General features: G+C 74.4%; 19 protein-coding genes. 2 read left to right on the forward strand and 17 right to left on the reverse strand.

From position 1 onward, the window contains the following. Positions 1 to 43: 43 nt before the first annotated feature. The 9 genes from BBH68_RS09665 to purN form a co-directional block, all read right to left on the reverse strand. Positions 44 to 1,546, reverse strand: a complete 1,503-nt coding sequence (locus BBH68_RS09665; RefSeq protein WP_065960747.1) for an aldehyde dehydrogenase family protein — start codon at positions 1,544 to 1,546, stop codon at positions 44 to 46. A gap of 133 nt (positions 1,547 to 1,679) precedes the next feature. Further along, positions 1,680 to 2,153 carry a carboxymuconolactone decarboxylase family protein gene (locus BBH68_RS09670; RefSeq protein WP_425428794.1) on the reverse strand — a complete coding sequence of 158 codons (474 nt, stop codon included), beginning with the start codon at positions 2,151 to 2,153 and terminating at the stop codon, positions 1,680 to 1,682. A gap of 98 nt (positions 2,154 to 2,251) precedes the next feature. After that, positions 2,252 to 3,157, reverse strand: a complete 906-nt coding sequence (locus tag BBH68_RS09675; protein WP_079150898.1) for a serine/arginine repetitive matrix protein 2 — start codon at positions 3,155 to 3,157, stop codon at positions 2,252 to 2,254. A 222-nt stretch (positions 3,158 to 3,379) separates the two neighbouring features. Continuing rightward, positions 3,380 to 4,369 carry a malate dehydrogenase gene (locus BBH68_RS09680; protein ID WP_065960749.1) on the reverse strand — a complete coding sequence of 330 codons (990 nt, stop codon included), beginning with the start codon at positions 4,367 to 4,369 and terminating at the stop codon, positions 3,380 to 3,382. Between the two features lie 328 nt (positions 4,370 to 4,697). Continuing rightward, positions 4,698 to 5,399: a DUF2690 domain-containing protein gene (locus BBH68_RS09685; RefSeq protein WP_281182473.1), complete on the reverse strand. Its 702-nt coding sequence runs from the start codon at positions 5,397 to 5,399 to the stop codon at positions 4,698 to 4,700. 645 nt (positions 5,400 to 6,044) lie between these two features. Further along, positions 6,045 to 6,485 carry a DUF3017 domain-containing protein gene (locus BBH68_RS09690; RefSeq protein ID WP_065960908.1) on the reverse strand — a complete coding sequence of 147 codons (441 nt, stop codon included), beginning with the start codon at positions 6,483 to 6,485 and terminating at the stop codon, positions 6,045 to 6,047. After that, positions 6,475 to 7,401, reverse strand: a complete 927-nt coding sequence (locus BBH68_RS09695; protein WP_065960753.1) for a bifunctional methylenetetrahydrofolate dehydrogenase/methenyltetrahydrofolate cyclohydrolase — start codon at positions 7,399 to 7,401, stop codon at positions 6,475 to 6,477. Before BBH68_RS09695 ends, BBH68_RS09690 begins: the two co-directional genes overlap by 11 nt. A gap of 117 nt (positions 7,402 to 7,518) precedes the next feature. Beyond that, positions 7,519 to 9,081, reverse strand: coding sequence for a bifunctional phosphoribosylaminoimidazolecarboxamide formyltransferase/IMP cyclohydrolase (purH, locus tag BBH68_RS09700; RefSeq protein ID WP_065960756.1), 1,563 nt, complete (start codon positions 9,079 to 9,081; stop codon positions 7,519 to 7,521). After that, on the reverse strand, positions 9,078 to 9,737 hold the full coding sequence (gene purN, locus BBH68_RS09705; protein WP_065960759.1) for a phosphoribosylglycinamide formyltransferase: 660 nt from the start codon (positions 9,735 to 9,737) through the stop codon (positions 9,078 to 9,080). Before purN ends, purH begins: the two co-directional genes overlap by 4 nt. Positions 9,738 to 10,125: 388 nt before the next feature. On the opposite strand from purN, the gene BBH68_RS09710 reads away from it, so the two are divergent. After that, positions 10,126 to 11,067 (forward strand): hypothetical protein, encoded by a 942-nt coding sequence (locus BBH68_RS09710; protein ID WP_065960760.1) that lies wholly within the window; start codon positions 10,126 to 10,128, stop codon positions 11,065 to 11,067. A gap of 197 nt (positions 11,068 to 11,264) precedes the next feature. Beyond that, a complete protein-coding gene (locus BBH68_RS09715; protein WP_065960762.1) occupies positions 11,265 to 11,690 on the forward strand; it encodes a DUF4267 domain-containing protein in 426 nt (141 codons plus the stop codon). Here BBH68_RS09715 and BBH68_RS09720 read toward each other — a convergent pair. The 8 genes from BBH68_RS09720 to BBH68_RS09755 all read right to left on the reverse strand — a co-directional run bounded on the left by BBH68_RS09720 (position 11,687) and on the right by BBH68_RS09755 (position 24,247). Then, positions 11,687 to 13,882, reverse strand: coding sequence for a cell division protein PerM (locus BBH68_RS09720; RefSeq protein ID WP_141712975.1), 2,196 nt, complete (start codon positions 13,880 to 13,882; stop codon positions 11,687 to 11,689). The two genes, BBH68_RS09715 and BBH68_RS09720, sit on opposite strands and share 4 nt — an antisense overlap. Positions 13,883 to 14,100: 218 nt before the next feature. Beyond that, positions 14,101 to 14,985, reverse strand: a complete 885-nt coding sequence (gene sucD, locus BBH68_RS09725; protein ID WP_014177349.1) for a succinate--CoA ligase subunit alpha — start codon at positions 14,983 to 14,985, stop codon at positions 14,101 to 14,103. A 20-nt stretch (positions 14,986 to 15,005) separates the two neighbouring features. Continuing rightward, on the reverse strand, positions 15,006 to 16,181 hold the full coding sequence (gene sucC / locus BBH68_RS09730; RefSeq protein ID WP_065960765.1) for an ADP-forming succinate--CoA ligase subunit beta: 1,176 nt from the start codon (positions 16,179 to 16,181) through the stop codon (positions 15,006 to 15,008). Positions 16,182 to 16,546: 365 nt separating this feature from the next. Continuing rightward, positions 16,547 to 18,004 carry a hypothetical protein gene (locus BBH68_RS43995; RefSeq protein WP_065960768.1) on the reverse strand — a complete coding sequence of 486 codons (1,458 nt, stop codon included), beginning with the start codon at positions 18,002 to 18,004 and terminating at the stop codon, positions 16,547 to 16,549. Between the two features lie 95 nt (positions 18,005 to 18,099). Then, positions 18,100 to 18,912, reverse strand: a complete 813-nt coding sequence (locus BBH68_RS09740) for a hypothetical protein (RefSeq protein WP_141712976.1) — start codon at positions 18,910 to 18,912, stop codon at positions 18,100 to 18,102. Positions 18,913 to 19,077: 165 nt separating this feature from the next. Next, the gene (locus BBH68_RS09745; RefSeq protein WP_065960772.1) at positions 19,078 to 20,286 is read right to left on the reverse strand and encodes a VWA domain-containing protein; all 1,209 of its coding nucleotides are present in this window, start codon (positions 20,284 to 20,286) and stop codon (positions 19,078 to 19,080) included. Beyond that, on the reverse strand, positions 20,283 to 23,075 hold the full coding sequence (locus BBH68_RS09750; RefSeq protein ID WP_079150899.1) for a DUF5682 family protein: 2,793 nt from the start codon (positions 23,073 to 23,075) through the stop codon (positions 20,283 to 20,285). Before BBH68_RS09750 ends, BBH68_RS09745 begins: the two co-directional genes overlap by 4 nt. Then, positions 23,072 to 24,247: an ATP-binding protein gene (locus BBH68_RS09755; RefSeq protein ID WP_425428795.1), complete on the reverse strand. Its 1,176-nt coding sequence runs from the start codon at positions 24,245 to 24,247 to the stop codon at positions 23,072 to 23,074. The genes BBH68_RS09750 and BBH68_RS09755 overlap by 4 nt, the downstream gene beginning before the upstream one ends. Positions 24,248 to 24,364: the final 117 nt, after the last annotated feature.

The raw sequence follows: 24,364 nt of genomic DNA on the forward strand, positions 1-24,364 counted from the left end.
GCGGGGTGCGGGGTGCGGAGTGGGGGGTCTGGGGGCGTGGGGCTCAGCCGGAGAACCAGCGGACCGGGGCCGGCCGCAGGTTCTCGTAGATGTGCTTGGTCTCGCGGTACTCGGCCAGGCCCGAGGGGCCCAGCTCGCGTCCGATGCCGGACTTCCCGAAGCCACCCCACTCCGCCTGCGGCAGATAGGGGTGGTAGTCGTTGATCCAGACGGTGCCGTGCCGCAGCCGCCCCGCGACCCGCCGCGCCCGCGCGGTGTCGCCGGACCAGACGGCGCCCGCGAGGCCGTACTCCGTGTCATTGGCGAGCGCGACGGCCTCGTCCTCGGTGCGGAAGGACTCAACGGTCAGGATCGGGCCGAAGGTCTCCTCCCGCACCACCCGCATCTCGCGGTGGCACTGGTCGAGGATGGTCGGCAGGTAGAAGTACCCGGTCGCGGGGCGGACGTCGGACGGCTCGGGCTGCGCGCCGCCGCAGCGCAGCAGCGCGCCCTCCTCCAGCGCGGAGGCCACGTACGCCTCGACCTTGTCGAGCTGGTGCGCCGATACGAGCGGGCCGCACTCGACGCCGGGCTCGGTGCCGCGCCCCAGCCTGATCTTCTGGGCCCGGCGGGCCAGTTCGGCGACGAACCGCTCGCGCACGGACTCCTCGATGATCAGCCGGGCCCCGGCGGAGCAGACCTGGCCGCTGTGGATGAAGGCGGCGTTGAGGGCCTGGTCGACGGCGGTGTCGAAGCCCTCGGCGGTGGCGCAGGCGTCGGCGAACACCACATTGGGGTTCTTGCCGCCGAGTTCGAGCGCGACCTTCTTCACGCCAGGCGCGGCCGCCTGCATCACCTTGGTGCCGCTGACCAGGCCACCGGTGAAGGACACCAGGTCCACGCCGGGGTGCTCGGCCAGCCGGGCGCCGACGGGGTCCCCGGCACCGGTCACCAGATTGCCGACCCCGGCCGGCAGTCCGGCCTCGACCAGCAGCTTCATCAGGTGGATCGTCGACAGTGGGGTCACTTCGCTGGGCTTGACGACGAAGGTGTCGCCCGCGGCGAGCGCGGGGGCGATCTTCCAACTGGCCTGGAGCAGCGGGTAGTTCCAGGGGGTGATCAGCGCGCAGACGCCCACCGGCTCGTGCACGACCACGCTGTGCACATCCGGGGTGCCCGCGTCGACCACGCGCCCGGCCGACTCGCCAACGACCAACTCGGCGAAGTAGCGGAAGGCGTTGGTCACGTCGTCGACATCGACCCGCCCCTCCTCCAGGGTCTTGCCGGTGTCGCGGCTCTCGGTCAGCGCGATCTTCTCGCGGTCGCGCTGGAGCAGTTCGGCGACGCGACGCAGCAGCGCCGCCCGCTCGGCCACGGGCGTATGCGGCCAGGGGCCCTGGTCGAAGGCGCGACGCGCGGCGGCGACGGCGGCGTCGGTGTCCTCCGCGCCGCCTTCCGACACGATCGCGAGGGTCTTGGCGTCCGCGGGGTCGAGGACCTCCCGCTGCGCGCCGGATGCGGCGGCACGCCACACCCCGTCCACATGAATGGTCTCGACTGCCGACACGTCTTCTCTGCCTTCCGGTGGGGCGGGAATCCCGCCGCCGGCCGCGCCGGCGACGCGGAGCCCCTCCCCGAAAGGACCCGACCTATGCGTGGTTGTCGTTCGAAAGTGGCCGGGCTCACGTGATCACAAGGTCTCAGCGGGAGGCCCGCTCGTCGGTGCCGGGGACCTTGGCGGTGCTGATGGCGATGCGGTTCCAGGTGTTGATGGTGAAGATCAGGGCCAGCAGCCGGGCCAGCCCGGACTCGTCGAAGTGGGCGGCCGCGCGGGCGTAGACCTCGTCGCTCACCCCATCCTGGGAGACCAGGGTGACGGCCTCGGTCAGGGCGAGCGCGGCCCGCTCCTCGGGGGTGAAGAAGTGGGCGGCGTCCCGCCACACGGCGACCATGTGCAGGCGTTCCTCGCTCTCCCCCGCCTTGCGGGCGTCGGAGGTGTGCATGTGCAGGCAGTACGCGCAGCCGTTGAGCTGCGAGGAGCGGATCTGTACCAGCTCGACGAGCGCGGGGTCGAGGCCCTCGCGGGCGGCTGCGTCGAAGCCGATGAGCGCCTTGAACGCCTTCGGCGCGGCCTTGGCGAAGTTGATCCGGGGTGCGGTGATGTTGTTCGTCATGACCATGAATCTAGGACCGCGATAGACCGGTTGAGGGGTGCATTCCCAGGGCGGATTCATGGGTCAATTGAGGGGCCTGCCCGGGCGTGGCTGTGCGGTCATGTCTGGTGGAAGGAGTCGAGCGCGGCCCGCAGGGTCTCCTGCTGCCCGGCCCGGTCGTCGTCCGGGCCGATGACCAGCACCGCGTACATCGTGCCGTCGGGCGCGGCGAAGCGGTGGTCGAGGATGTGCCGGGGGCCGCCGTACTTCTCGCTGTCGTACGTGTACTCCAGCTCCGCCGGGTCCATCTCGCCCTGGCCGGTCCGCTCCAGGGTGATCCGCTCATAGCCGCGCTGGCGCGAGGCGAGCCGCTCGGCCTCCCGCGCGGATTCGTACGGCGTGCTCTCGGGGCCGTGCAGCTCGAAGATCTGCAACCTGGTGTCCTGGTCGGGCGAGGTGTAGAAGACGCTGGGCCCTTCGACGGTGCGCCCCCATCCGTCCGGGACGGCGAGGGCGAAGCCCGCCGGGTCGTCCTCCGTGTGGAAGCCCGTGGGCGGGGACGCGGAGGGTGCGGCCGAAGGGGACTGACCAGGGGATCCCGAGGGGTCCTGGGATGCGGAGGGGTCCTGCGGTTCGGACGGGTCCTGGGAGCCGGACGGGTCCGCGGAGGGGGAGGCCGTGGGGGCGCCGGACTCCTGGCCGGGCGCCGGAAGGCCGCCGCCGGACGGCGTCTCCTCCGAGCCCGACGGCTCGGGCGCCGGGCTCCCGGTCGCCCAGGGGATGCGCGCCGCCCGGCCTCCGACCTCGCCGTCGTCCCCGAACGCCACCCACCCCGCGAACGCGATGGCGCCGCTCAGCACCAACGCCACGACGGCCGCCCACAGCCCCCGCCGCGCGCCGCCGGCCGGCGGCGGAGCGGGCACGGCACCGCCGTACGCGGACGCGGCACCGCCGTACGCGGGTGCGGTGGCCGTCTCCGCCTCGTCGTCATGTGCTTCGCCGTGCGCGTCCGTGTCCCTGGCCATGCTCTCCCCCCGAGCCCGGCGTCAACGTTCGCCGCCAACTCCTCCCAAAATAGGCGAAGCTGAGTCACAGGGATAGAGAATGGCCAAAGGGCCACCCTCCGGAGTGAATACCGGAAGATGACCCTTCGGTCGCGCCAGGCCAGGCCCGTCGGATCAGGCCGAGTCAGGCCAGGCCCGTCAGATCAGGCCGAGTCAGATCAGGCCGAGTCAGATCAGGCCGAGTCAGATCAGGCCCAGGCCGCGCACGGCCTCGCGCTCCTCCTCGAGCTCCTTCACCGACGCGTCGATGCGGGCGCGCGAGAAGTCGTTGATCTCCAGGCCCTGGACGATCTCGAACTTGCCGTCCTTGGCGGTGACCGGGAAGGAGGAGATGAGCCCCTCCGGCACCCCGTACGAGCCGTCGGAGACCACACCGGCGGAGGTCCAGTCCCCGGCCGGGGTGCCGTTGACCCAGGTGAAGACGTGGTCGATGGCGGCGTTGGCGGCGGAGGCGGCCGACGAGGCGCCGCGCGCCTCGATGATGGCGGCACCGCGCTTGGCGACGGTCGGGATGAAGGTCTCGGCCAGCCACTGCTCGTCGTTCACGGCCTCGGCGGCGTTCTTGCCCGCGACCTCGGCGTGGAAGACGTCCGGGTACTGGGTGGCCGAGTGGTTGCCCCAGATCGTGAGCTTGGTGATCTCCGAGACCGGGACGCCGGTCTTCTTGGAGAGCTGCGAGAGGGCGCGGTTGTGGTCGAGGCGGGTCATCGCGGTGAAGCGCTCGGCCGGTACGTCCGGGGCGGCGGCCTGGGCGATGAGGGCGTTGGTGTTGGCCGGGTTGCCGACGACCAGGACCTTGATGTCGTCCGCGGCGTGGTCGTTGATGGCCTTGCCCTGCGGCTTGAAGATGCCGCCGTTGGCCTCCAGCAGGTCGCCGCGCTCCATGCCCTTCGTCCGCGGCCGGGCGCCGACCAGCAGCGCCACGTTCGCGCCGTCGAAGGCCACGTTCGGGTCGTCGGTGATGTCGATGCCCTGGAGCAGCGGGAAGGCGCAGTCGTCGAGCTCCATCGCGGTGCCCTCCGCGGCCTTCAGGCCCTGCGGGATCTCCAGGAGGTTCAGCTTGACCGGCACGTCCGCGCCGAGCAGCTGGCCGGAGGCGATGCGGAAGAGCAGCGCGTAGCCGATCTGGCCGGCCGCGCCGGTGACGGTGACATTGACGGGAGTGCGGGTCATGGCGGTCTCCTGCGCTGTGTTTTCTGTCGATCTCTTGGTGTCGAGATACCGGCGTCAGGCTATCCGACGACAGCGCACGGGGCCCCGGGGGCCAGCTGTGTGACTGCTCACCGCAGGGCGACAGGGGCCTGCCGGACCGTAAGGGCCCAGGACGGCGTTCGGCGGCCGCCTGCCGAGGGGGAGTAGCAGGCGGCCGCCGGGTGCCATGCCGCACCCGTGGGGGGGTCCTCGTCCGCCTGCCCCGATTCGGCGAGAGCATTCCCCCCGAGTCGGAGATTCCTCGGAGACACCATCGAGGAGGCGGTGGAGCCACCGCCGAACTGCCGCGCTATGGCGCCGCCGTGCGTCCCGCCCCCGTGGCCGTGCAGCCGCGCTGCCCCGTGGTGAGGGTGGCGCAGGCCCGGACGCGGGCCGGGGCTCCGGCGGCGGAGCCGACCTCGACCATCCGGGTGTACGCCTCGCCGTCGGCGCCGGCCTCGCCGCTCTCGGTACGCGCCGCGCCGCCGCCCTGGGCCGGCGCGGTCACCCGTAACCGGTCGCCGGGGCCGGCCTTGGTGATCCGGGCCCAGGCCGCGCCGCACACCTCGCTGTAGCGCACCTCGACATACGCGCCGCCCACGGTCGCGCCCGCGGTCGTCCTGGCGTACGCGCCGCCGCAGCCCATGGTTTCGGGGTCCTGGCCCGCGCACTCCTGGCCGGTGCATCTCACCCCCGCGGGCAGGGTGGGGCCGGTCGTCGGGGCCGGCCCGGGCCTCAGGTCCTTCGCGTTCCCGTCCATCCGTCCGTCCGGGTTGCCCAGGAGGACCGCTGCCGTGCCGGCGAACAGGACCCCGGCCGCCGCCGCGACGAGCAGCACGACGCGGCGGCGGCCGTTCGGCGCCGGCGCCGCCGCGTCGGGGGCGCCCGCGGCGGGCGGGGCCGGAGAGTCGGGTAACGCGGGCGGCCCGGACGGCCTCGGGCTCGGCTCGGAGGGCTCAGGCGGCTCGGGGAGCGCGGCCGGGGCGGTGGAGAACAGCGGCGGGTCGGGCACGGGCGGAGGGTCCGGCAGCGGCGGAGGCTCGGGCATCAGGGGCGGGTCGGGGACGAGGGGCGGGGGTGCCTTCCGCGTCGCACGGCCCGTCGCACGGCCCACGGCCCGTCGCACGGCCCGTCGTACCCGTCTCACGGCCCGTCGTACGGCCCGTCTCACGGCCCTTCCTCGGGCGCGGCGGCGGGCCCGCCTCCCCCGGCACCCCCGGCGCCTCCTCGCCCGCGCCGGCCTCCCCCGTGACACCGTGCCGCGGCTCGCGCTCTTCCGGCAGCTCCCTCCAACGAGGCATTGCCTCCCCCTGTCCCCCGCTGTCCCCCGCGGGTACGCGTGAACTTTCTCGGCCCTGCCCCCGTTCGGGCGCCCCCGAGAGCCGCGGATCCCTTACCCGCGGGGATGCCCCGCCCAAGGATGACAGTTCTCCCAGCAGGGGCGCACCGGAGCATTACGGGCATCGCCGCGCGCCCCCGTGCGCCCGTGTAGGGCTGTTGCGCACCCGAGACGTCGTACCGGAATGGTCACCTCCGCGCCACAGGACCTCGACGTCCATTGATCCGGCAGTGCCCTTAACAGAACCCTTATGCGAGACGGCCCGTCCTTCTTCGGGGGAGAGGACGGGCCGTCGCGGTGCTCAGGTCGGTGGCGCTGCTATCGGACGGTGAAGTGCACCACGTCTTCCAGGAACGGGATCTCCAGCCAGGGGTCGGGCTGGGCCATCAGCGAGAGGAGGACGATCGCCGAGCCCAGCACCCCGTAGGTCAGCATGTCGGTGAACCGGGACCGCACCGCCAGCATCCCGACCTCCGGCAGCGCCCACCGCAGCAGCGCCCCCGCCAGCAGGGACAGCCCGACCAGGACCGTGCCGGCGCGGAACGCGTCCAGGGCCACCACCAGCAGGCCGATGCCGACGCCGCCCATCACGGCCAGCAACGGCCACTGGCGGGCGGGCGCCGGGGCGTCGCCGGGTGCGGCGCGGCCGCCGCCCTCCGGGCGCGCGGTGTCCCGCGTGAACAGGGGGAAGCGGCGGGACTTGGCGGCGGGTGGCTGCCCGGCCGGCTCGGCGGCGGACTCGTCGGCCTCAGCCGGCATGCCCGGCACCGGCGTCACCGCTCTCGCCCCTGTCACCGTTGTCACCGCTGCTCGCGCCGGCGGCCTTGGCGGCCCGCTCCGCGGCCTCCACCACGTTGACCAGCAGCTGGGCGCGGGTCATCGGGCCGACGCCGCCCGGGTTCGGGGAGATCCAGCCGGCGACCTCGGTCACGCCGGGGTGCACATCGCCGGCGATCTTGCCGTGCTCGTCGCGGCTGACGCCGACGTCGAGCACCGCCGCCCCCGGCTTGACGTCCTCCGCCTTGATCAGGTGCCGCACGCCGGCCGCCGCCACGATGATGTCGGCCTGGCGCAGCAGCCCCGGCAGGTCGCGGGTGCCGGTGTGGCAGAGGGTGACCGTGGCGTTCTCCGAGCGGCGGGTGAGCAGCAGCCCGATGGAGCGGCCGACGGTGATGCCACGGCCGACGACCACCACATGGGCGCCGTTGATCTCCACGCCGTGGTGGCGGAGCAGCTGGATGATCCCCTGCGGGGTGCACGGCAGGGGGCCGGTCTCGTTCAGCACCAGCCGGCCGAGGTTCGTCGGGTGCAGCCCGTCGGCGTCCTTGGCCGGGTCGATCAGCTCCAGGACCCGGTTGGTGTCGACGCCCTTGGGGAGCGGCAGCTGCACGATGTAGCCCGTGCAGGCCGGGTCCTCGTTGAGCTCCCGTACGGCGGCCTCGATCTCCTCCTGGGTGGCGGTCTCGGGCAGGTCGCGCCGGATGGAGGCGATGCCGACCTCGGCGCAGTCGCGGTGCTTGCCCGCGACGTACCACTTGCTGCCGGGGTCGTCGCCGACCAGCACGGTCCCGAGACCGGGGTGGACGCCCTTGGCCTTGAGCGCCTCCACGCGGGCGACGAGGTCGGACTTGATCGCGGCGGCGGTTGCCTTGCCATCGAGAATCTGCGCGGTCATGGCTTCATCCTCCCGGATGCGGGGACGTCTGTTCCAATCAGGGGCGGCGAAGGCCGCACCCCCGCGCGTCGGGGGTGCGGCCTTCGCTCGGTGCGGCTCGGTGGAAGAACGCGCGGCTCAGTGGAAGAAGTGGCGCGTGCCGGTGAAGTACATGGTCACGCCGGCCTTCTGGGCCGCCTCGACGGTCAGCTCGTCGCGGACCGAGCCGCCCGGCTGCACCACGGCCTTGATCCCGGCCTCCGCCAGCACCTCGAAGCCGTCCGGGAAGGGGAAGAAGGCGTCGGAGGCCGCGTACGAGCCGGCGGCCCGCTCCTCGCCCGCCCGCTGTACGGCCAGCCGCGCCGAGTCGACGCGGTTGACCTGGCCCATGCCGACGCCGACCGTCGCGCCGCCCTTCGCGAGCAGGATCGCGTTGGACTTCACGGCGCGGCAGGCGCGCCAGGCGAAGGCCAGCTCGGCCAGGGCGTCGGCGTCCAGCGCCTCGCCGGTCGCCAGGGTCCAGTTGGCCGGGTCGTCGCCCTCGGCCTGGAAGCGGTCCTTGGCCTGGACGAGCGTGCCACCCTCGACGGGGCGCTGCTCGACGACGGTCCCGGGCGCGTCGGCACACCGCAGGACGCGGATGTTCTTCTTGCGGGCCAGCACCTCCACGGCGCCGTCCTCGTAGTCCGGGGCGACGATGACCTCGGTGAAGATCTCGGCGACCTGCTCGGCCAGGGCGACCGTCACCGGGCGGTTGACGGCGATCACGCCGCCGAAGGCGGACAGCGGGTCACAGGCGTGCGCCTTGCGGTGCGCCTCGGCGACATCCGCGCCGACCGCGATGCCGCAGGGGTTGGCGTGCTTGATGATCGCGACGCAGGGCGCGTCGTGGTCGTACGCCGCACGCCGCGCGGCCTCGGTGTCGACGTAGTTGTTGTACGACATCTCCTTGCCGTGCAACTGCTCCGCGTGGGCGAGTCCCTTGCCGCTGCCGTCGCTGTAGAGCGCGGCGGGCTGGTGCGGGTTCTCGCCGTAGCGCAGCACCTGCTTGCGCTCGTAGGTGACGCCGATGAAGTCCGGCCAGGGGCCCTCGTCCGCCGCGTAGCTTTCGGCGAACCAGTTGGCGACCGCCACGTCGTACGCCGCCGTGTGCTGGAACGCCTCGCTCGCCAGCCGCTTGCGCTGGTCGAGGTCGAAGCCGCCCTCGGCGGCGGCCTTCAGCACGTCCGCGTAGCGCTCGGGGTTGACGACCACGGCCACGGAGGGGTGGTTCTTGGCGGCGGCGCGGACCATCGACGGGCCGCCGATGTCGATCTGCTCGACGCACTCGTCGGGCGAGGCGCCCGAGGCGACGGTCTCCCGGAACGGGTAGAGGTTGACGACGACCAGCTCGAAGGGCTCGACGCCCAGCTCGGCGAGCTGCTCGCGGTGCGAGTCGAGCCGCTGGTCGGCGAGGATGCCCGCGTGGACGCGGGGGTGCAGCGTCTTGACGCGGCCGTCGAGACACTCGGGGAAGCCGGTCAGCTCCTCCACCTTGGTGACGGGGACGCCGGCGGCGGCGATCTTCGCCGCCGTCGAGCCGGTCGAGACGAGCTGGACCCCTGCCGCGTCCAGTCCCCGGGCCAGCTCCTCGAGCCCCGTCTTGTCGTAGACGCTGACCAGCGCGCGGCGGATGGGCCGCTTCGTACCTTCGACGGTCACGGGATCATTACCTTTCGTCCCTCAATGCGGTAGCCGTTGCGGGCCAGACGCCCCACGACCTCGACGAGCAGCGAGCGCTCGACTTCCTTGATCCGCTCGTGCAGAGCGGACTCGTCGTCCTCGTCCCGGACCTCGACCACGCCCTGGGCGATGATCGGGCCGGTGTCGACCCCGTCGTCGACGAGATGGACGGTGCAACCGGTCACCTTCACGCCGTACGCGAGCGCGTCGCGCACGCCGTGGGCGCCGGGAAAGCTGGGCAGCAGCGCGGGGTGGGTGTTGACGCACCGGCCGCCGAAGCGGGCGAGGAACTCCTGGCCCAGGATCTTCATGAACCCGGCCGAGACCACGAGGTCCGGCTCGTACGCGGCCGTGGCCCCGGCCAGCGCGCGGTCCCAGTCGGCGCGGGTGGCGTGGTCCTTCACGCGGCACACGAACGTCGGGATCCCGGCGCGTTCGGCGCGCTCCAGGCCCGCGATGCCGTCCCGGTCCGCGCCGACGGCCACGACCTCGGCGCCGAAGCCCGAGGCGCCCTCGGCGGCGATCGCGTCGAGGAGCGCCTGAAGGTTCGTACCGGAGCCGGAGACCAGGACGACGAGGCGGGCGGGGCGCTCGGGGCGGGCGGCGAGGGACGGCGGGGGAGGCGGGGAGGCCACGGCGGGGATCTTTCTCGCGGGCGATGCGGGACGGTACGCGTGGGTGCGGACACGTTTGCACGAACACGTTTGTGTGGTCGTACAAGGTGGCGGAGTCCTGAATTCCGGGGAACTCTACGAAGCCGCCGACCGTCAGCAACGATACCGGCACACGAAACGGCCCCCGGGGGACGGGGGCGGGCGCGGGAGGTAGCGTCTGGACTGCGAAATCAACTGACGCCGTGGGAACCACCGTCGCGCCCGCACAGGGGAGCCGTACGGCGCAGACCGTACGGAAGCCTCGCGTGCATCACGACGACACAAGGGGAAGACACCTCCACATGCCGGACCGACGCCGCCGCGCGGCTCACTGCCCCCCGCCGACCCCCGCCCGCACCGGAGGGCAGCGATGAGGCACGCCCGCACGTCGCGCACGACGCCGCTGCTGCGGGAGCAGCAGTCCTCGTCCTCGTCCTCGTCCTCCTCCTCCGCCTCGCCCGGGGGCGCGCCCGCCGGGCGCGAGGAGCCCAACCCCTTCGCGCCGCCGCCGGAGGGACGGCCCGACCAGCCCTGGCAGCCCAGGTACCGGCCCGACGCCGCGCAGGGCGGCGCGGGCGGCCCCGGCGGCGACGGCAGCGGTGGCGGTGACGGTGGCCGGGATGACGGCCGCGCCGCGCCCGGTGGCGGGGCGCAGGGCGGCCAGAGCGGCGGTGGCCAGGGCGAGGGTGGCCAGGGCGGCGGCCAGGGCGGGCCGGACGGCCCGCCTCAGCCACCCGCCTGGGGCAGCCAGTGGAGCAGCCGCCAGCCCGGCCGCCAGAACGGCGGCTTCGGGTCCAACCCCGGCCGGCCCGGCACGGGCGGCCAGGGCGGCGGCGGGCGCCCGCGCTGGGACCCGACCGACCCGGCCCAGCGGCGCGCCCGCTACGCACTGCTCGCGGGCATGTGGGGCTTCTTCTTCGCGCTCTTCAGCCTGCCCCAGATCGCGCTGCTGCTCGGCGCCCTGGCCGTCTACTGGGGCATCAGCGCCCTGCGCGCCAAGCCGCGCCGCCCGGCGCCGGCGCCGACGCCCTCCGCCGTCCCGCTGAACGCTCCGCCGCCCGCCCCCGGCGCCACCCCGGCCCATCTCCCGGCCCCCGGCACCGGCCCCTCGAAGCCGCAGGCCACGGCGGCGATCAGCGGACTGGTCACGGGCGGTCTGGCGCTGGCCATCGTGGCCGCGACCTTCACCGTCCAGCTCGTCTACAACGACTACTACTCGTGCGTGGACGACGCCCTCACCCAGACCTCCCGGCACGCGTGCGAGGACCTGCTGCCCAAGCAGCTCCGGCCGCTGCTCAGCACGGAGGACTGACCCGGGAAGCCCCAGGGGCGGCCGTGACGCGCAGGCGTCGCGGCCGCCCTTTCGCGTACCGGGCCCCCGGGCGGCACGAGACACCGACCGCTAGCGACGCTAGACAATCGAGCAACGCTTCATCTAGCATCGCTTGTGCACCTAGCGATGCTAGAAACGCGTTCACGTCAGGCTCTGATTACTCCCGTGGGGGACTCATGTCGAAGCAGCGCATCACCACCGCCCTGGTCATCCTGACCGCCGCCGCACCCCTGTTCTTCGGCCTGAACTTCCTGCTGAACCCGCACGGCGCGCCCGACGGCTTCGGCATCGAGCCCTGGCCGCAGGGGAATGCCCAGGGCTACTTCGTGGTGAAGGGCGTGCGTGATCTCGCCGTCGGAGCCACCGCCCTGATCCTGCTCGCCCTCGGGCAGCGCCGCGCGCTGGGGTGGGTGATCCTGGTCGACGCGACCGTCCCGCTGGGTGACGCGCTCGCGGTCGTCACGCACGGCGGCACCCTCACCACGGCGCTGACCGTCCACGTCTCCGCGGCCTGCGTCGTGCTGCTGACAGCCGGGATGCTCCTCGCGGAGGGGCGTACGCGCATGGCGCACTCCCCCGCCGGACAGACCCTGAGCGCCTAACGGCCCGAGGCGCCCGCTTCGCGGCGTCGCTCCGGCCCCGGCCCCGGCGTGCCGGGGCCGGGCGGCGTCGTGGGGCGGTGCGCGTCGGGCCCGGGCTCCGCGCCGGCGCGCGGAAGGAGCGGAAGGAACTGCCGCCACCACGTCGCGGGCGCCGTGGTGGCGTCCTGCCGACCGCGCGCGGTGCCGGCGTCCGCGCCGCCGTGCGCTGTCGCGTCGTCCTGCCGGCTCTGCGCCGTGGTGGCGTCCGGCCAGCCCTGCGCCGTGGTGGCGTCCGGCCAGCCCTGTGCCGTGAGGCTGTCCTGCCGACCGTACGGCGTACCGGCGTCCCACCCGCCATGCGCTGCCGCGCCGCCCTGCCGGCCCTGCGCCGCGGTGGCGTCCCGCCGGGCAGGCGCCGTGGGGCTGTCCTGCCGGCCGGGCGCCGCGTCCCGCCGGCCGTCGCCCTCCCGGTCCTCGCCGTCCGGGCGCGGGGTGGGCGCCGCCGAGGCGGCCCAGGCGCGGGCCTCGGACTTCCGGGCCAGCCAGGCCATCAGCACGGGGACGACCAGCCGGAGCCAGCGCAGGACCACCGCGCCGGGGATCCCGGGCAGGGCCGTCCAGGCCAGCGTCGCCGTGCCCGTGCGCCACCAGCTCGGGCCCAGCTCGGCGAGCCCGGCGGTGCCCAGGGCGCCGCCCGAGGCGCCGGCGAGCACGGCCATCGCCACCGCGCAGGCGAGGGACGCGGCGGCGGCCATCAGGGCGGTCTCCCCCCACCCCCACACCGCCACGGTCGGGCGCCTCGCCGACGCCTCACTCCTCTCGTCACCGCCCGGGCCGACGCCCCGGCCCAGGGCCCGGTCGGCGCCTTGACCGAAGCCCCCGCCGGGGACCCCGCCGGGGCTGGCGCCGTCCGTCCGCCGTACCGCCGCGACCGCGACGAACCACGCCAGCGACGCCCCCGCCGCGCACCCCGCCAGCCAGCTCAGCCGGCTGCCGTCGCCCTCGGCGGGCAGCGCGGCCAGCAGGGGGAAGTGGGGCAGGTCGGGGTAGTCCGCCACGCCGAGCGGCCCGACGGCCGCGGCGCCGACCGCGAAGCCGGGGCCGAGTCCGTACGCGGCCCCCCAGACGATCGCGTTGGGCAGCAGCGCCAGGCTGATCAGCAGCACCGCGAAACGCCCGGACCAGACGTCGCTGAGCTCCAGGAACGCCAGCTGCACCTCGCCCGCGTGGCTCATCAGCGACACCGCGGTGAGCAGCGCCCCCGCGCCGAGCAGCACGACGAGGGCGCCCGCGGCGGCCCGCAGCACCGCGGCGCGGAAGACCGGGGTGCGGTAACCGGGGATCCTCAGCTCGCCGGTCCCGGACCCGGCGGCCCGGCGTGCGGCGGCCGACCTGAGCCACACAAAAGGCACCAGGCACACCAGGCGCAGCAGCCGCCGCAGCCGGTGGAGGGCGGCGAAGACCCGTACGGCGTGCGGCAGCCGGGCGCGCGCCCACGCGGCCAACCGTTCACCCAGTCGCTCCCGCCACTGGCGGCATACGCGGCGCGCGCGGGCGGGCGGGCGCGGCACGGGGAAGCGCCCGTCCGCCACCCACACCCCCACCGCGACGGCCACCGCGGCGACCAGCGGCAGGTGCAGCAGGGCGCTGAGCGGCGCGACGCGCAGCGGCCCCGCCGACGCGTACAGCATGACGGCCACCCCGACCAGCAGATAGCCGCCCGTCACCCATCCGAAGGCGGTGCGCGGGTGAAGTGCGGCCTCCGCGGGCACCCACCGCCCGCCACCGCCGGTCGCCTCCCCTGAGTCCTCCCGCCGGCCCTCCCCCGCGTCCTCCGCCTCGTCCTCCGCCGCGCCCGTCTCGATCGCGTGCCGCCCGGCCCGGTAGAGCAGCCAGCACGGCAGGGCGCTGATCAGCAGCGGGGTGAGCCCGACGGGCGCGGAGCCCCCCGACGGCGTCCCGGTCCGTACGAGATCCGCGCCATGCGCGAGAAGCCACAGGTCGGCGGCGATGTGCAGGGCCCCGTCCGGGCTGCTGCCGGGGCCCGAGGAGGTGATCCACAGCAGGAGCACGAGGACGGCGAGCGTGCCCAGCCCGAGCCCGGCGGCCACGACGCCGCCGAGGAACGCCTCCCTGACACCGGAGGAGGGGCGCCGGAGCACGGCGCGGCCACGGGAGGACAACGACGGGCTGCGATCGGTCAATTGGGTCACGCACCCATGCTGCCAATAACGGCCGTTTCATCCGCACATCAGGCGATTGGTCGCCGTGTCGTAAAGGTTGCGGTTATGTGCGTTTCGCGCTACGCGCGCGCCGAGGGAGATCGAGAGGAGAGAAGGGCGGGGGACCGAGAGGAAAAGGGCGCGGGCCCGCACCACCGGGTGGGTGGTACGGGCCCGCGTCCGTGAGCCGAGCGCTCCGGCGGACGGCGTCAGCCGGCCAGCGCGGCGCGCGCCAGGCGGGCCGTCTCGGACGGGGTCTTGCCGACCTTCACGCCCGCGGCCTCCAGGGCCTCCTTCTTCGCCTGCGCGGTGCCGGAGGAACCGGACACGATCGCACCGGCGTGGCCCATGGTCTTGCCCTCGGGCGCGGTGAAGCCCGCCACGTAGCCGACGACCGGCTTGGTGACGTTGGCCTTGATGAAGTCCGCGGCCCGCTCCTCCGCGTCGCCGCCGATCTCGCCGATCATCACGATCAGGTCGGTGTCGGGGTCGGCCTCGAAGGCGGCCAGGGCGTCGATGTGGGTGGTGCCGATGATCGGGTCACCGCCGATGCCCACGCAGGACGAGAAGCCGATGTCGCTCAGCTCGTACATCATCTGGTAGGTCAGCGTGCCGGACTTCGACACCAGGCCGATCCGGCCCGGCTTGGTGATGTTGGCCGGGATGATGCCCGCGTTCGACTGACCCGGCGTGATCAGGCCCGGGCAGTTCGGACCGATGATGCGGGTCTTGTTGCCCTTCTGGCCGGCGTAGGCCCAGAAGTTGGCCGTGTCGTGGACCGCGATGCCCTCGGTGATCACGACGGCGAGCGGAATCTCGGCGTCGATCGCCTCGATGACCGCGTCCTTGGTGAACTTCTCCGGGACGAAGATCACGGTGACATCGGCGCCGGTGGCCTCGATGGCCTCCTTGACGGTGCCGAAGACCGGTACCTCGGTGCCGTCGAAGTCGACCTTCGTGCCGGCCTTGCGCGGGTTCACACCGCCGACGATGTTGGTGCCCGAGGCAAGCATCCGCCGGGTGTGCTTCTGACCCTCGGACCCGGTCATCCCCTGAACGATGACCTTGCTTTCCTTGGTGAGGAAGATAGCCATGGTGTTGGTGACCCGTTCCCTTACTTCGCAGCCGCGAGCTCGGCGGCGCGCTCGGCCGCTCCGTCCATGGTGTCCACCTGCTGCACGAGCGGGTGGTTGGCGTCGGTCAGGATCTTGCGACCCAGTTCCGCGTTGTTGCCGTCGAGACGCACGACGAGCGGCTTGGTGACCTCTTCGCCCTTGCTCTTCAGCAGTTCCAGGGCCTGCACGATGCCGTTGGCCACGGCGTCACAGGCGGTGATGCCACCGAAGACATTGACGAAGACCGACTTGACGTCCGGGTCGCCGAGGATGATCTCCAGGCCGTTGGCCATCACCTCGGCGGACGCGCCGCCGCCGATGTCGAGGAAGTTGGCGGGCTTGACGCCGCCGTGGTTCTCACCGGCGTACGCGACGACGTCGAGGGTCGACATGACCAGACCCGCGCCGTTGCCGATGATGCCGACCTCGCCGTCGAGCTTGACGTAGTTGAGGCCCTTGGCCTTGGCGGCCGCCTCGAGGGGGTTGGCCGCGGCCTTGTCCTCGAGCGCCTCGTGCTCCGGCTGGCGGAAGGCGGCGTTCTCGTCCAGGGAGACCTTGCCGTCCAGGGCGATGATCTTGCCGTCGCCCGTCTTGACCAGCGGGTTGACCTCGACGAGAAGGGCGTCCTCCTCGATGAAGACCTTCCACAGGGTCTGCAGGACCTCGGCGACCTGGTCGGCGACCTCGGCCGGGAACTTCGCGGCGGCGACGATCTCGGCGGCCTTCTCCTTGGTCACGCCCTCGATGGCGTCGACCGGGATCTTGGCGAGCGCCTCGGGGTTCTGCTCCGCGACCACCTCGATCTCCACGCCGCCCTCGACGGACGCCATGGCGAGGAAGGTGCGGTTGGTCCGGTCCAGCAGGAAGGAGACGTAGTACTCCTCCTTGATGTCCGCGGTCTGGGCGAGCATCACCTTGTGGACCGTGTGGCCCTTGATGTCCATGCCCAGGATCTGAGTGGCCTTCTCGACCGCGTCATCCGCGTCGGAGGCCAGCTTCACACCACCGGCCTTGCCACGGCCACCGACCTTGACCTGCGCCTTGACGACCGCGCGGCCGCCGAGTCGCTCGGTCACCTCGCGCGCCGCCTCAGGCGTGTCGATGACTTCACCGGCCAGCACCGGTACACCGTGCTTGGCGAAGAGGTCCCTCGCCTGGTATTCGAACAGGTCCACGCGCGTCCGTCCCTTTTCCTGGAAATCGCGGTTCGTTGTCTGCGCGGGCGTGCCGCGGTGGCAGCGTGAGGACGCGATCTTTGACGAGGGCGGCACACGTGCGCCGGGTACGCGGCATGTCCGTCTCGCAGGTTATCCCCGAGGGACCTGCGTCCCTAAATCGCAGATCACACTGGCGCGGTGATTACGGTCACAGATCGCGACCATACCCACCTATCTTTGTACAGCCTCGCTGCTCGGAGGGGCGAGCTCGGGCTGCGGACAGGGGCAACGCCGATCGGGCGGCCCCCTCCCCAACGAGGGCCGCCCGATCGGTCAAGCAGGTGCCGTACGGCGTACGCGTACGCGTCCGGCAGATGGCGTCATCAGACGTTCAGCCCGCCGAGGCCGTCGATGCCGCCCACGCCGTCGATGCCGTCGATGCCGTCGATGCCGTCGGCGGTGGGCAGGTCGGCCGGGACGGCCGGGACCTCGGCCGCCGGGACCTCAGCCGCCGGAACGGCCGGGACCTCAGCCGGGACGGTGGGCAGGTCAGCCGGGACAGCCGGGACCTCGGCCGGAACCGCCGGGACCTCGGCCGGGACGGTCGACAGGTCGGCCGGGACGGCCGGGACCTCAGCCGCCGGGACCTCAGCCGCCGGGACCTCGGCCGCCGGGACGGTCGGCAGGTCGGCCGCCGGGACCGTCGGCAGGGCCACGACCGGGACGGTCGGCAGGTCGGCCGCCGGGACCGTGGGGACGGCCGGCAGCAGCGGCAGCGCCGGGATGTTGGCGGCGTCCGTCAGGTCGCCGGGCAGCGCCGGGACCAGGGTCTCCGCGCCCGAGGCGGCGTTGCTGACGGTGATCTGCGCGTCGGTGGTGACCGTCAGGGTGAGGCCCTGGGCGAGCAGCACCGTGTCGTCGGCCACGCACTCCACGCCGCCCTTGGCGCCACCGGCCACGTTCAGGACGTACGGGGCGACCTGGAGGTAGACGTCGTCGGCCAGCGTGCCGGCGTCACCGACGGTCTGCTGCGCGACGGGGGTCACCTTGGCCAGGACGTCGTGGCCGGTGGGGGGCAGCTCGCCCGGGGCCACGCCGGCGGCGGTCGCCTGGGCGTCGCCCAGCGTGCGCTGGACCTTGCCGGCCAGCTCCTCCGGGCGGACGCCCGCGCCGGAGAGGGCGGCGAGCAGGTTGTCGACGGAGCCGGGGGCGGCGGGCAGCTCGGGGGTGGCCGGCAGCTCGCCCGGAACGGCGGGGAGGGCGGGCACGGCGGGGGTGACGGGCACGGAGGGCAGCGAGCCGAGGCCGGGGAGCTGCGGCACGACGCCGGGCACCTCGCCGGTGGGCAGGTCGATGATGTCGGTGGCCTTCTTGGCGGCCTTCTGCGCCTTCTTGACCGTCTTCTTGACCTTGTTGGCCTTGGTGGCCTTGGTGGCCTCGGTGGCCTTGTCGGCGGCCTTCGCCGGCTCGGCCGTGCCGGTGGCGCCGTCGGTGAGGCCGTCGGCCAGGCCGGTCACCTCGTCGACGCCCGGCAGGGCGTCCTTCGCGGCGCCGGTGACCTTCGAGGTCACGCCGTCCACGGTGGCCTTGGCGCCGTCCACGGTCCGGCCGGCGGCGTCGGTGACCTTGGAGGTGTCGGCCACGCCGTTGGTCACGTCCTTCACGCCGTCGGTCGGCAGCGTGTCCCCGGCGGTCTTGGTCGCGCCGCCGACGGTGCTGGTGACGCTGTCGGTGGACGGGGCCTCGGGGAGGTCGGCCGCGTTGGCGGCGGCGGAGCCGAGGGCCCAGAGACCGGTGGCGGCAGCGGCGACGACGATGGAACGGCGGATGTTGCTACGCATGAGGGGAAGTCCTTCGAATTCAGGGGGATGTCGGACGGGCAGACCTGACCCGCCCCCGCGCGGCAGGTCTCAGCAGACGGGGGTGAAGGTCTGCCCTAGCCGGGGAATTCGAGGACTTCGTTGAATCGCTCGCGCGTGGGCGCGAAGCCCTCCGCGCGGACGGCGCCGGGCCGCAGCCAGTGGCCCGCCGGGCCGCCCGGCACGAGGGTGGCGTGGGTGTCCCCGCCACGGGGGGCGCCGCTGTCGCCGGTGCACAGGGCGGCGGTCCCCACCGGGGAACCGGGGAGGGGGAAGGGCAGCGGCGCCGGGGCGCCCTTGCCCTGGACCGGGCCGTGCACCCCCCGTACGACCGGGGCCCGGTCGTGGTCGGCGGCAGTGCGCGGCGCGGTCACGGCCGATCGCGGGGCCGTGGGCCCCATCCGGGTGGCGGCGTGCGCGGCCGGGGATCCGGAGGCCGTGTCGTCCTTGGCCCGGCGGCTGTCGGACGGGTGGTGAGCAGGCGCGGAGCCGCTCGGACCGGTGTCGTCGCCCGCCCCGCCGAGCGCGCCTGCGGGCAGGTGGGCGGGCAGGGAGTCGCCCGTCCGGCCCAGCAGGTCGGTGACCGGCTCGGTGAGCTGCCGGGTCTGCTCCGCGACCGGCCGTACGGCTTCCCGTACGGCGTCGTCCGTGGCCTGGGCGGCCTCGGTCGCGTCCTTGGTGTGCCGGGCCACGGTGTCGTCGGCCCGTCCCGGGTCGAGCAGCCCGGAGGCGCCGGCCCGGTCGGCGGCCGCGCCCGCGTCCGTACGCTCCGCGGCGTGCGCGCTGCCCCCGAAGAGGAACGCGAGCGCCAGGAAACCCCCGAGGAACAGCGCCGCCAGCAGCGCCCGCCGCGCGGCCGCGGTGCGCGGCAGGCGCACGGCGGCAGGCATGGCGAACACAGCGGACAAGAGAGGGGGCCTTCCCAGACGTACGGGCATACGGGCATACGGAGCAGGGCGAAGCAGATGCGGATCGACCAACCGGAAGGTCAGATTCACTTCCGGGGCGATGGGTTGATCCTTGCACGACGGACCGGGGGCGGCGCAACCCCCCGGTTACCGATGGAGCTCCTTGTCCGGTATGGGCAGTTGGCGCTTTTCTATCGCCGCGGCCATGACGTCCGGGAAGAGATCGGGGGTGCAGGCGAAGGCCGGCGCGCCGAGCGCGGCGAGCGCCGCTGCGTGCTCGCGGTCGTAGGCGGGGGCGCCCTCGTCGGACAGCGCGAGCAGCGCGACGAACTGCACGCCGGACGCCTTCATCGCGGCGACCCGGCCCAGCATCTCCCGGCGTATGCCGCCCTCGTACAGGTCGCTGATGAGCACGACGACGGTGTCGGCGGGGCGGGTGATCCGCGACTGGCAGTAGGCGAGGGCGCGGTTGATGTCCGTGCCACCGCCGAGCTGGGTGCCGAAGAGCACGTCCACCGGATCGTCCAGCTCCTCCGTCAGGTCCACGACGGAGGTGTCGAAGACGACGAGCCGGGTGGTGAGGGAGCGCATCGAGGCCAGCACGGCGCCGAAGACGGACGCGTACACGACGGACGCGGCCATCGATCCCGACTGGTCGATGCACAGGATGACGTCCTTCTTCGCCCCGCGGGCCGCGCGCCCGTATCCGATCAGCCGCTCGGGGACGACCGTCCGGTGCTCGGGGAGGTAGTGCTTCAGATTCGCCCGGATGGTGCGGTCCCAGTCGATGTCGCGGTGGCGGGGGCGGCTGGTCCTGGCCGAGCGGTCGAGGGCGCCGGTGAGGGTGGCGCGGGTGCGGGAGGCCAGGCGCTTCTCCAGGTCCGCCACGACCTTGGCGACGACGGCGCGCGCGGTGGTCCTGGTCGTCTCCGGCATCGCCTTGTTGAGCGAGAGCAGGGTGCCGACCAGGTGTACGTCCGCCTCGACGGCCTCCAGCATCTCGGGCTCCAGGAGCAGCGCGGCCAGGCCCAGCCGGTCGATGGCGTCCCGCTGCATGACCTGGACCACGGAGGTGGGGAAGTACCGCCGGATGTCGCCGAGCCAGCGCGCCACTTGGGGCGCGGAGCCGCCGAGCCCCGCCGAGCGCGGGCCGCTCCCGGCGGAGCCGCCGCGGGCGGCGGCGGCCGGGCCGCCGGGGCCGCTCTCGCCGCCCGCGCCGTAGAGCGCCTCGAGCGTGCGGTCCATCGCGGCGTCCTGCCCGCTCAGCGCGCACCCGGTCCCGTCGCCGCCGCCCTGCCCGCCGAGCACCAGCCGCCAGCGGCGCAGCCGCTCGCTCGCGGTCGTCTCCCCGGTCATCCGGCCACCTCCGAGGCGCGGTTGTGGTGGTTGTGGTGGTTGTCATGGCCGACGTGGCTGTGGTCGAGGCCGAGGAGGAGGCGGACCACCGGCACGACGGCCGCCGCGCGGTCCTCGTCCAGGCCGGGGCCGAAGCCGGGCGCGGCCGGGCCGCCGGCCGGGCGCGGACCGTCGGCCGGGGCCGGTCCGCGGCGGACCAGCTCGCCCAGCGTGCGGCGCACGCCCGCGTCGTACGCCGCGAAGGTGCGCCGCAGCAGCGGCAGCACGTCCGTGAACGCCTCCGCCGGGACGCCCGTGAGCCAGCGGTCGAGCAGCCCGAGCAGCCGCTCGTCGTGGACCAGGAGCATTCCCCCGCCCGCGCCGCCGCCCACGAACCCCTCGATCCAGGAGGCCGCTTCGGCCGGCGCGGTGCCGGGCGAGAGCACCAGGCCCATCAGCCGGGCCGCCTCGCCCTCGGCCAGCCGCCCGTCGTCCAGGAGCAGACGCGCGGCCCGGCCCCGGATCAGCCCTGAGACCCCATCGGCTCCGGCAAGCGACCGCAGCACGGCGCCCCAGCGCCCCCGCAGCCCGTCACCCGCGTCGGCCGCGCCGCGCTCCCCGCCGCCCGAGCCCGCCTCGACGCGCTCCCCGCCGCCCGCCTCGGCCGAGCCGCCCGCGTTGCCCGCTCCCTCCGCGCCGCCCGCGCCATCCGGGCAGCCCGCATCGGCCGGGCCCGCCCCGGCACGCTCCCCGCCGCCCGCGGTGACCACCCGGCCCGCCCCATCCGCCCCGCCCAGGCCCGCCTCGGCGCGCTCCGCGTCGGCCAAGGCGCCCGTGTCGGGCGGGGCCGAGGGGCCGCGCTCCGCGCCGCCCGGCCGGATCTCCGCCAGCAGGCCGACGGCCTGGTGCACGGCTTCGAGGTGGCCGCGCATCTCCGCGGCACCGTCCGCGTCGAGGCCGAAGCAGGCGGGGGGCAGTCCGACCAGGACGCGCTCGGCCAGGCCCATCGCGACCTCGGCCAGGGCGGCGGTGTCCGTGCCGCGCACGTCTCCGTACCGCACGGAGCGGACGAGCGCGGGCAGGGCCTGGGCGAGGTGGCCCACGTCCGCGTCGAGCGCGGCACGGTCGGCGAGCGCGCGCATCACGACCGGCAGCGCGTCGGGGAGCGCGGCGAGCAGACAGCGCTCGGCCAGCTCCGTGACCTCACCGAGCGCGGTGGCGTCCACCGCCTTGGCCTCCGCCCTCGCCGTGGCGGCCGACAGCACGGTGGTGCCCCACACCCCGGCCTCGGCGACCCGCACCGACAGCTCCGGCTCCCAGCGCAGCCGCCACGTCTCCCGGAACGTGCCCGTGCTGCCGCGCGAGGCGGCCGGGGTCCCCCAGTCGACGCCGAGCAGCCGCAGCCGGTGCAGCAGGCGGCTGCGCGCGGCGTCGGTCTCCTTGCGCAGGTCCAGCTCCAACTCGCGCTCCAGGGCCTCCGGTTTGAGCCGCAGCGAACGCTGGGTGCGCGCCAGGTCCCGCTGGAGCGGAGCCGCCGGGGCCGCCTCGGGCACCTCCCCCAGCACGTCTCCGACGACCAGCCGGTCGTGGACGATCGCGAGCGGCACGTCGGAGCCCTCGCACAGCACCGCCCGCACCGCATCCGTGGTCTCGGCGAGCCCGGCGAGCGGGCGGCCGCGCACGGCGGCGAGGGTCTCGGCGAGCCGCACCGCCTCGATGACATGCGCGGAGGAGACAGCGAAGTCCTCGGCGCGCAGCAGCCCGGCGACCTTGGTCATCCAGCGCTCCAGCGGGCGGTCCTCGGCGTGGAAGAGATGGCTGTACCAGCCGGGGGAGGCGATGCCCGCGCCGTAGCCGCTGTGCCGCGCCAGCCGGCGGTGGGTCCACGGCACCCAGCTCAGCTCCGCCCTGACCTTCGGCAGCCCCTTGAGCAGGCCCCGGTCGGCCGTCGCGGTCGTCCGCCCGGCCAGCGCCGGGACATGCCAGGCCCCGCACACGACGGCGACCCGGTCGCCGAACTCCCGCCGCGCCTCGCGCAGCCGCAGCCGCATGTGCGCCTCGCGCACGGCGTCGTGCTCGTGTCCGCCGTGGCCGTACTCGGCGCGGAGGGCTGCCATGGCCTCGCCGAGCGCGGCGAACGGCGCGACGGCCCCCGCCAGGTCCGAGCCGACTGCCGCGTCCGGGTCGGCCGCCGCGCCGATCCCGCCTGGCGCGCCGAGCCCGCCCGGCGCGCCGTTGCCGACGCCGCGGTGCTCGACGACGTCCTCCCACCAGCGCTCCGGATCGTCGTATCCGGCGGTCTCCGCGAGCATCCCCAGGGGGTCCACGCGCAGCCGTCCGGCCGGATCCGGCCGGGGGTCCTCGTCCGTACGGCCGTCCGTGCGGTCGGACGTGCGCTCGTCCGTACGCTCGTCCGTACGGTCGGCCATCGCCAGGGAGTTCGCCGCCGGAAGGTCGATGAAGCGCACGGGGACGCCGCGGGACAGGGCCCACCGGATGGCCACCCACTCCGGGGAGAACTCGGCCAGCGGCCAGAACGCGGCCTGCCCCGGGTCGCCCACCGCGTGGGCGAGCAGGGCGACGGGGGGCCGCATGCCCTCCTCCGCGGCGAACCCGACCAGCGCGTCCCCCTCCGGCGGCCCCTCGATGAGCACGGCGTCGGGCCCGCAGGCGTCGAGCGCGGCCCGCACCGCCCGCGCGGAGCCCGGGCCGTGGTGCCGCACGCCCAGGAGCAGCGGCCACGGCGCCCCGGCCGCGTCCGGCCGGGCGCCGGGCGGGGGCGCCGCGCGGCCCGGGGCGGCGCCGGTCACGCGCCCACCTCACGGCACGCGCGGTAGAAGTCCTTCCAGCCGTCGCGCTCGCGGACCACCGTCTCCAGGTACTCCTGCCAGATGACCCGGTCCGCCGCCGGGTCCCGGACCACCGCGCCGAGAATGCCCGCGGCCACGTCGCCCGCCCGCAGCACGCCGTCGCCGAAGTGGGCGGCGAGGGCGAGCCCGCCGGTGACCACGGAGATCGCCTCCGCCGTCGACAGCGTGCCCGAGGGCGACTTGAGCTTCGTGCGCCCGTCTTCCGTCGTCCCGCCCCGCAGCTCGCGGAACACCGTGACCACGCGGCGGATCTCGGCCACGCCCTCGGGCACCGCGGGCAGGTCCAGCGAGCGGCCGAGCTGGGCCACCCGGCGCGCCACGATGTCGACCTCCTCCTCGGCGGTCGCGGGCAGCGGCAGCACGACCGTGTTGAACCGGCGGCGCAGGGCGCTGGACAGCTCGTTGACCCCCCGGTCGCGGTCGTTGGCCGTGGCGATCAGGTTGAAGCCGCGGACCGCCTGGACCTCCTCCCCCAGCTCGGGGATCGGCAGGGTCTTCTCCGACAGGACGGTGATCAGCGTGTCCTGGACGTCGGCGGGGATACGGGTCAGCTCCTCCACGCGCGCGGTCATCCCCCCGGCCATCGCCCGCATCACCGGGCTGGGCACGAGCGCCTCGCGGCTGGGGCCGTGGGCGAGGAGCCGGGCGTAGTTCCAGCCGTAGCGGATGGCCTCCTCGGGCGTGCCCGCGGTGCCCTGGACGAGCAGCGTCGAGTCGCCGCTGATGGCCGCCGCCAGATGCTCGGAGACCCAGGTCTTGGCCGTGCCGGGCACGCCCAGCAGGAGTAGGGCGCGGTCGGTGGCCAGCGTGGTGACGGCCACCTCGACGATGCGCCGCGGGCCCACGTACTTGGGGGTGATCACGGTGCCGTCCGGCAGCGTGCCGCCCAGCAGGTACGTCGCGACCGCCCACGGCGACAGGCGCCAGCGGGCGGGCCGCGGGCGGTCGTCGGCCGCGGCGAGCGCCTTGAGCTCGTCGGCGAAGGCGTCCTCGGCGTGCGGACGCAGGGCCTCGCCGCCGGCGGTCTCGGCGGCCCCGGCGGTCCCCGCCGCCCCGGCCGTCCCGGCGGTCTCAGCCGTCTCGGCGGTCTCGTCTGCGCTGGGCACAGGCACGGTCACAGCTCCCCCACGACTCGTCTCTCCGTCCGTTTCCGGACCCGTTCACCACCCTGCACCACACCACTGACAATCCCCCCGCATGCCAACGAACCCCCAGGCCAGGGCGGTTGT

The organism is Streptomyces sparsogenes, from assembly GCF_001704635.1.
Taxonomy (GTDB): domain Bacteria; phylum Actinomycetota; class Actinomycetes; order Streptomycetales; family Streptomycetaceae; genus Streptomyces; species Streptomyces sparsogenes.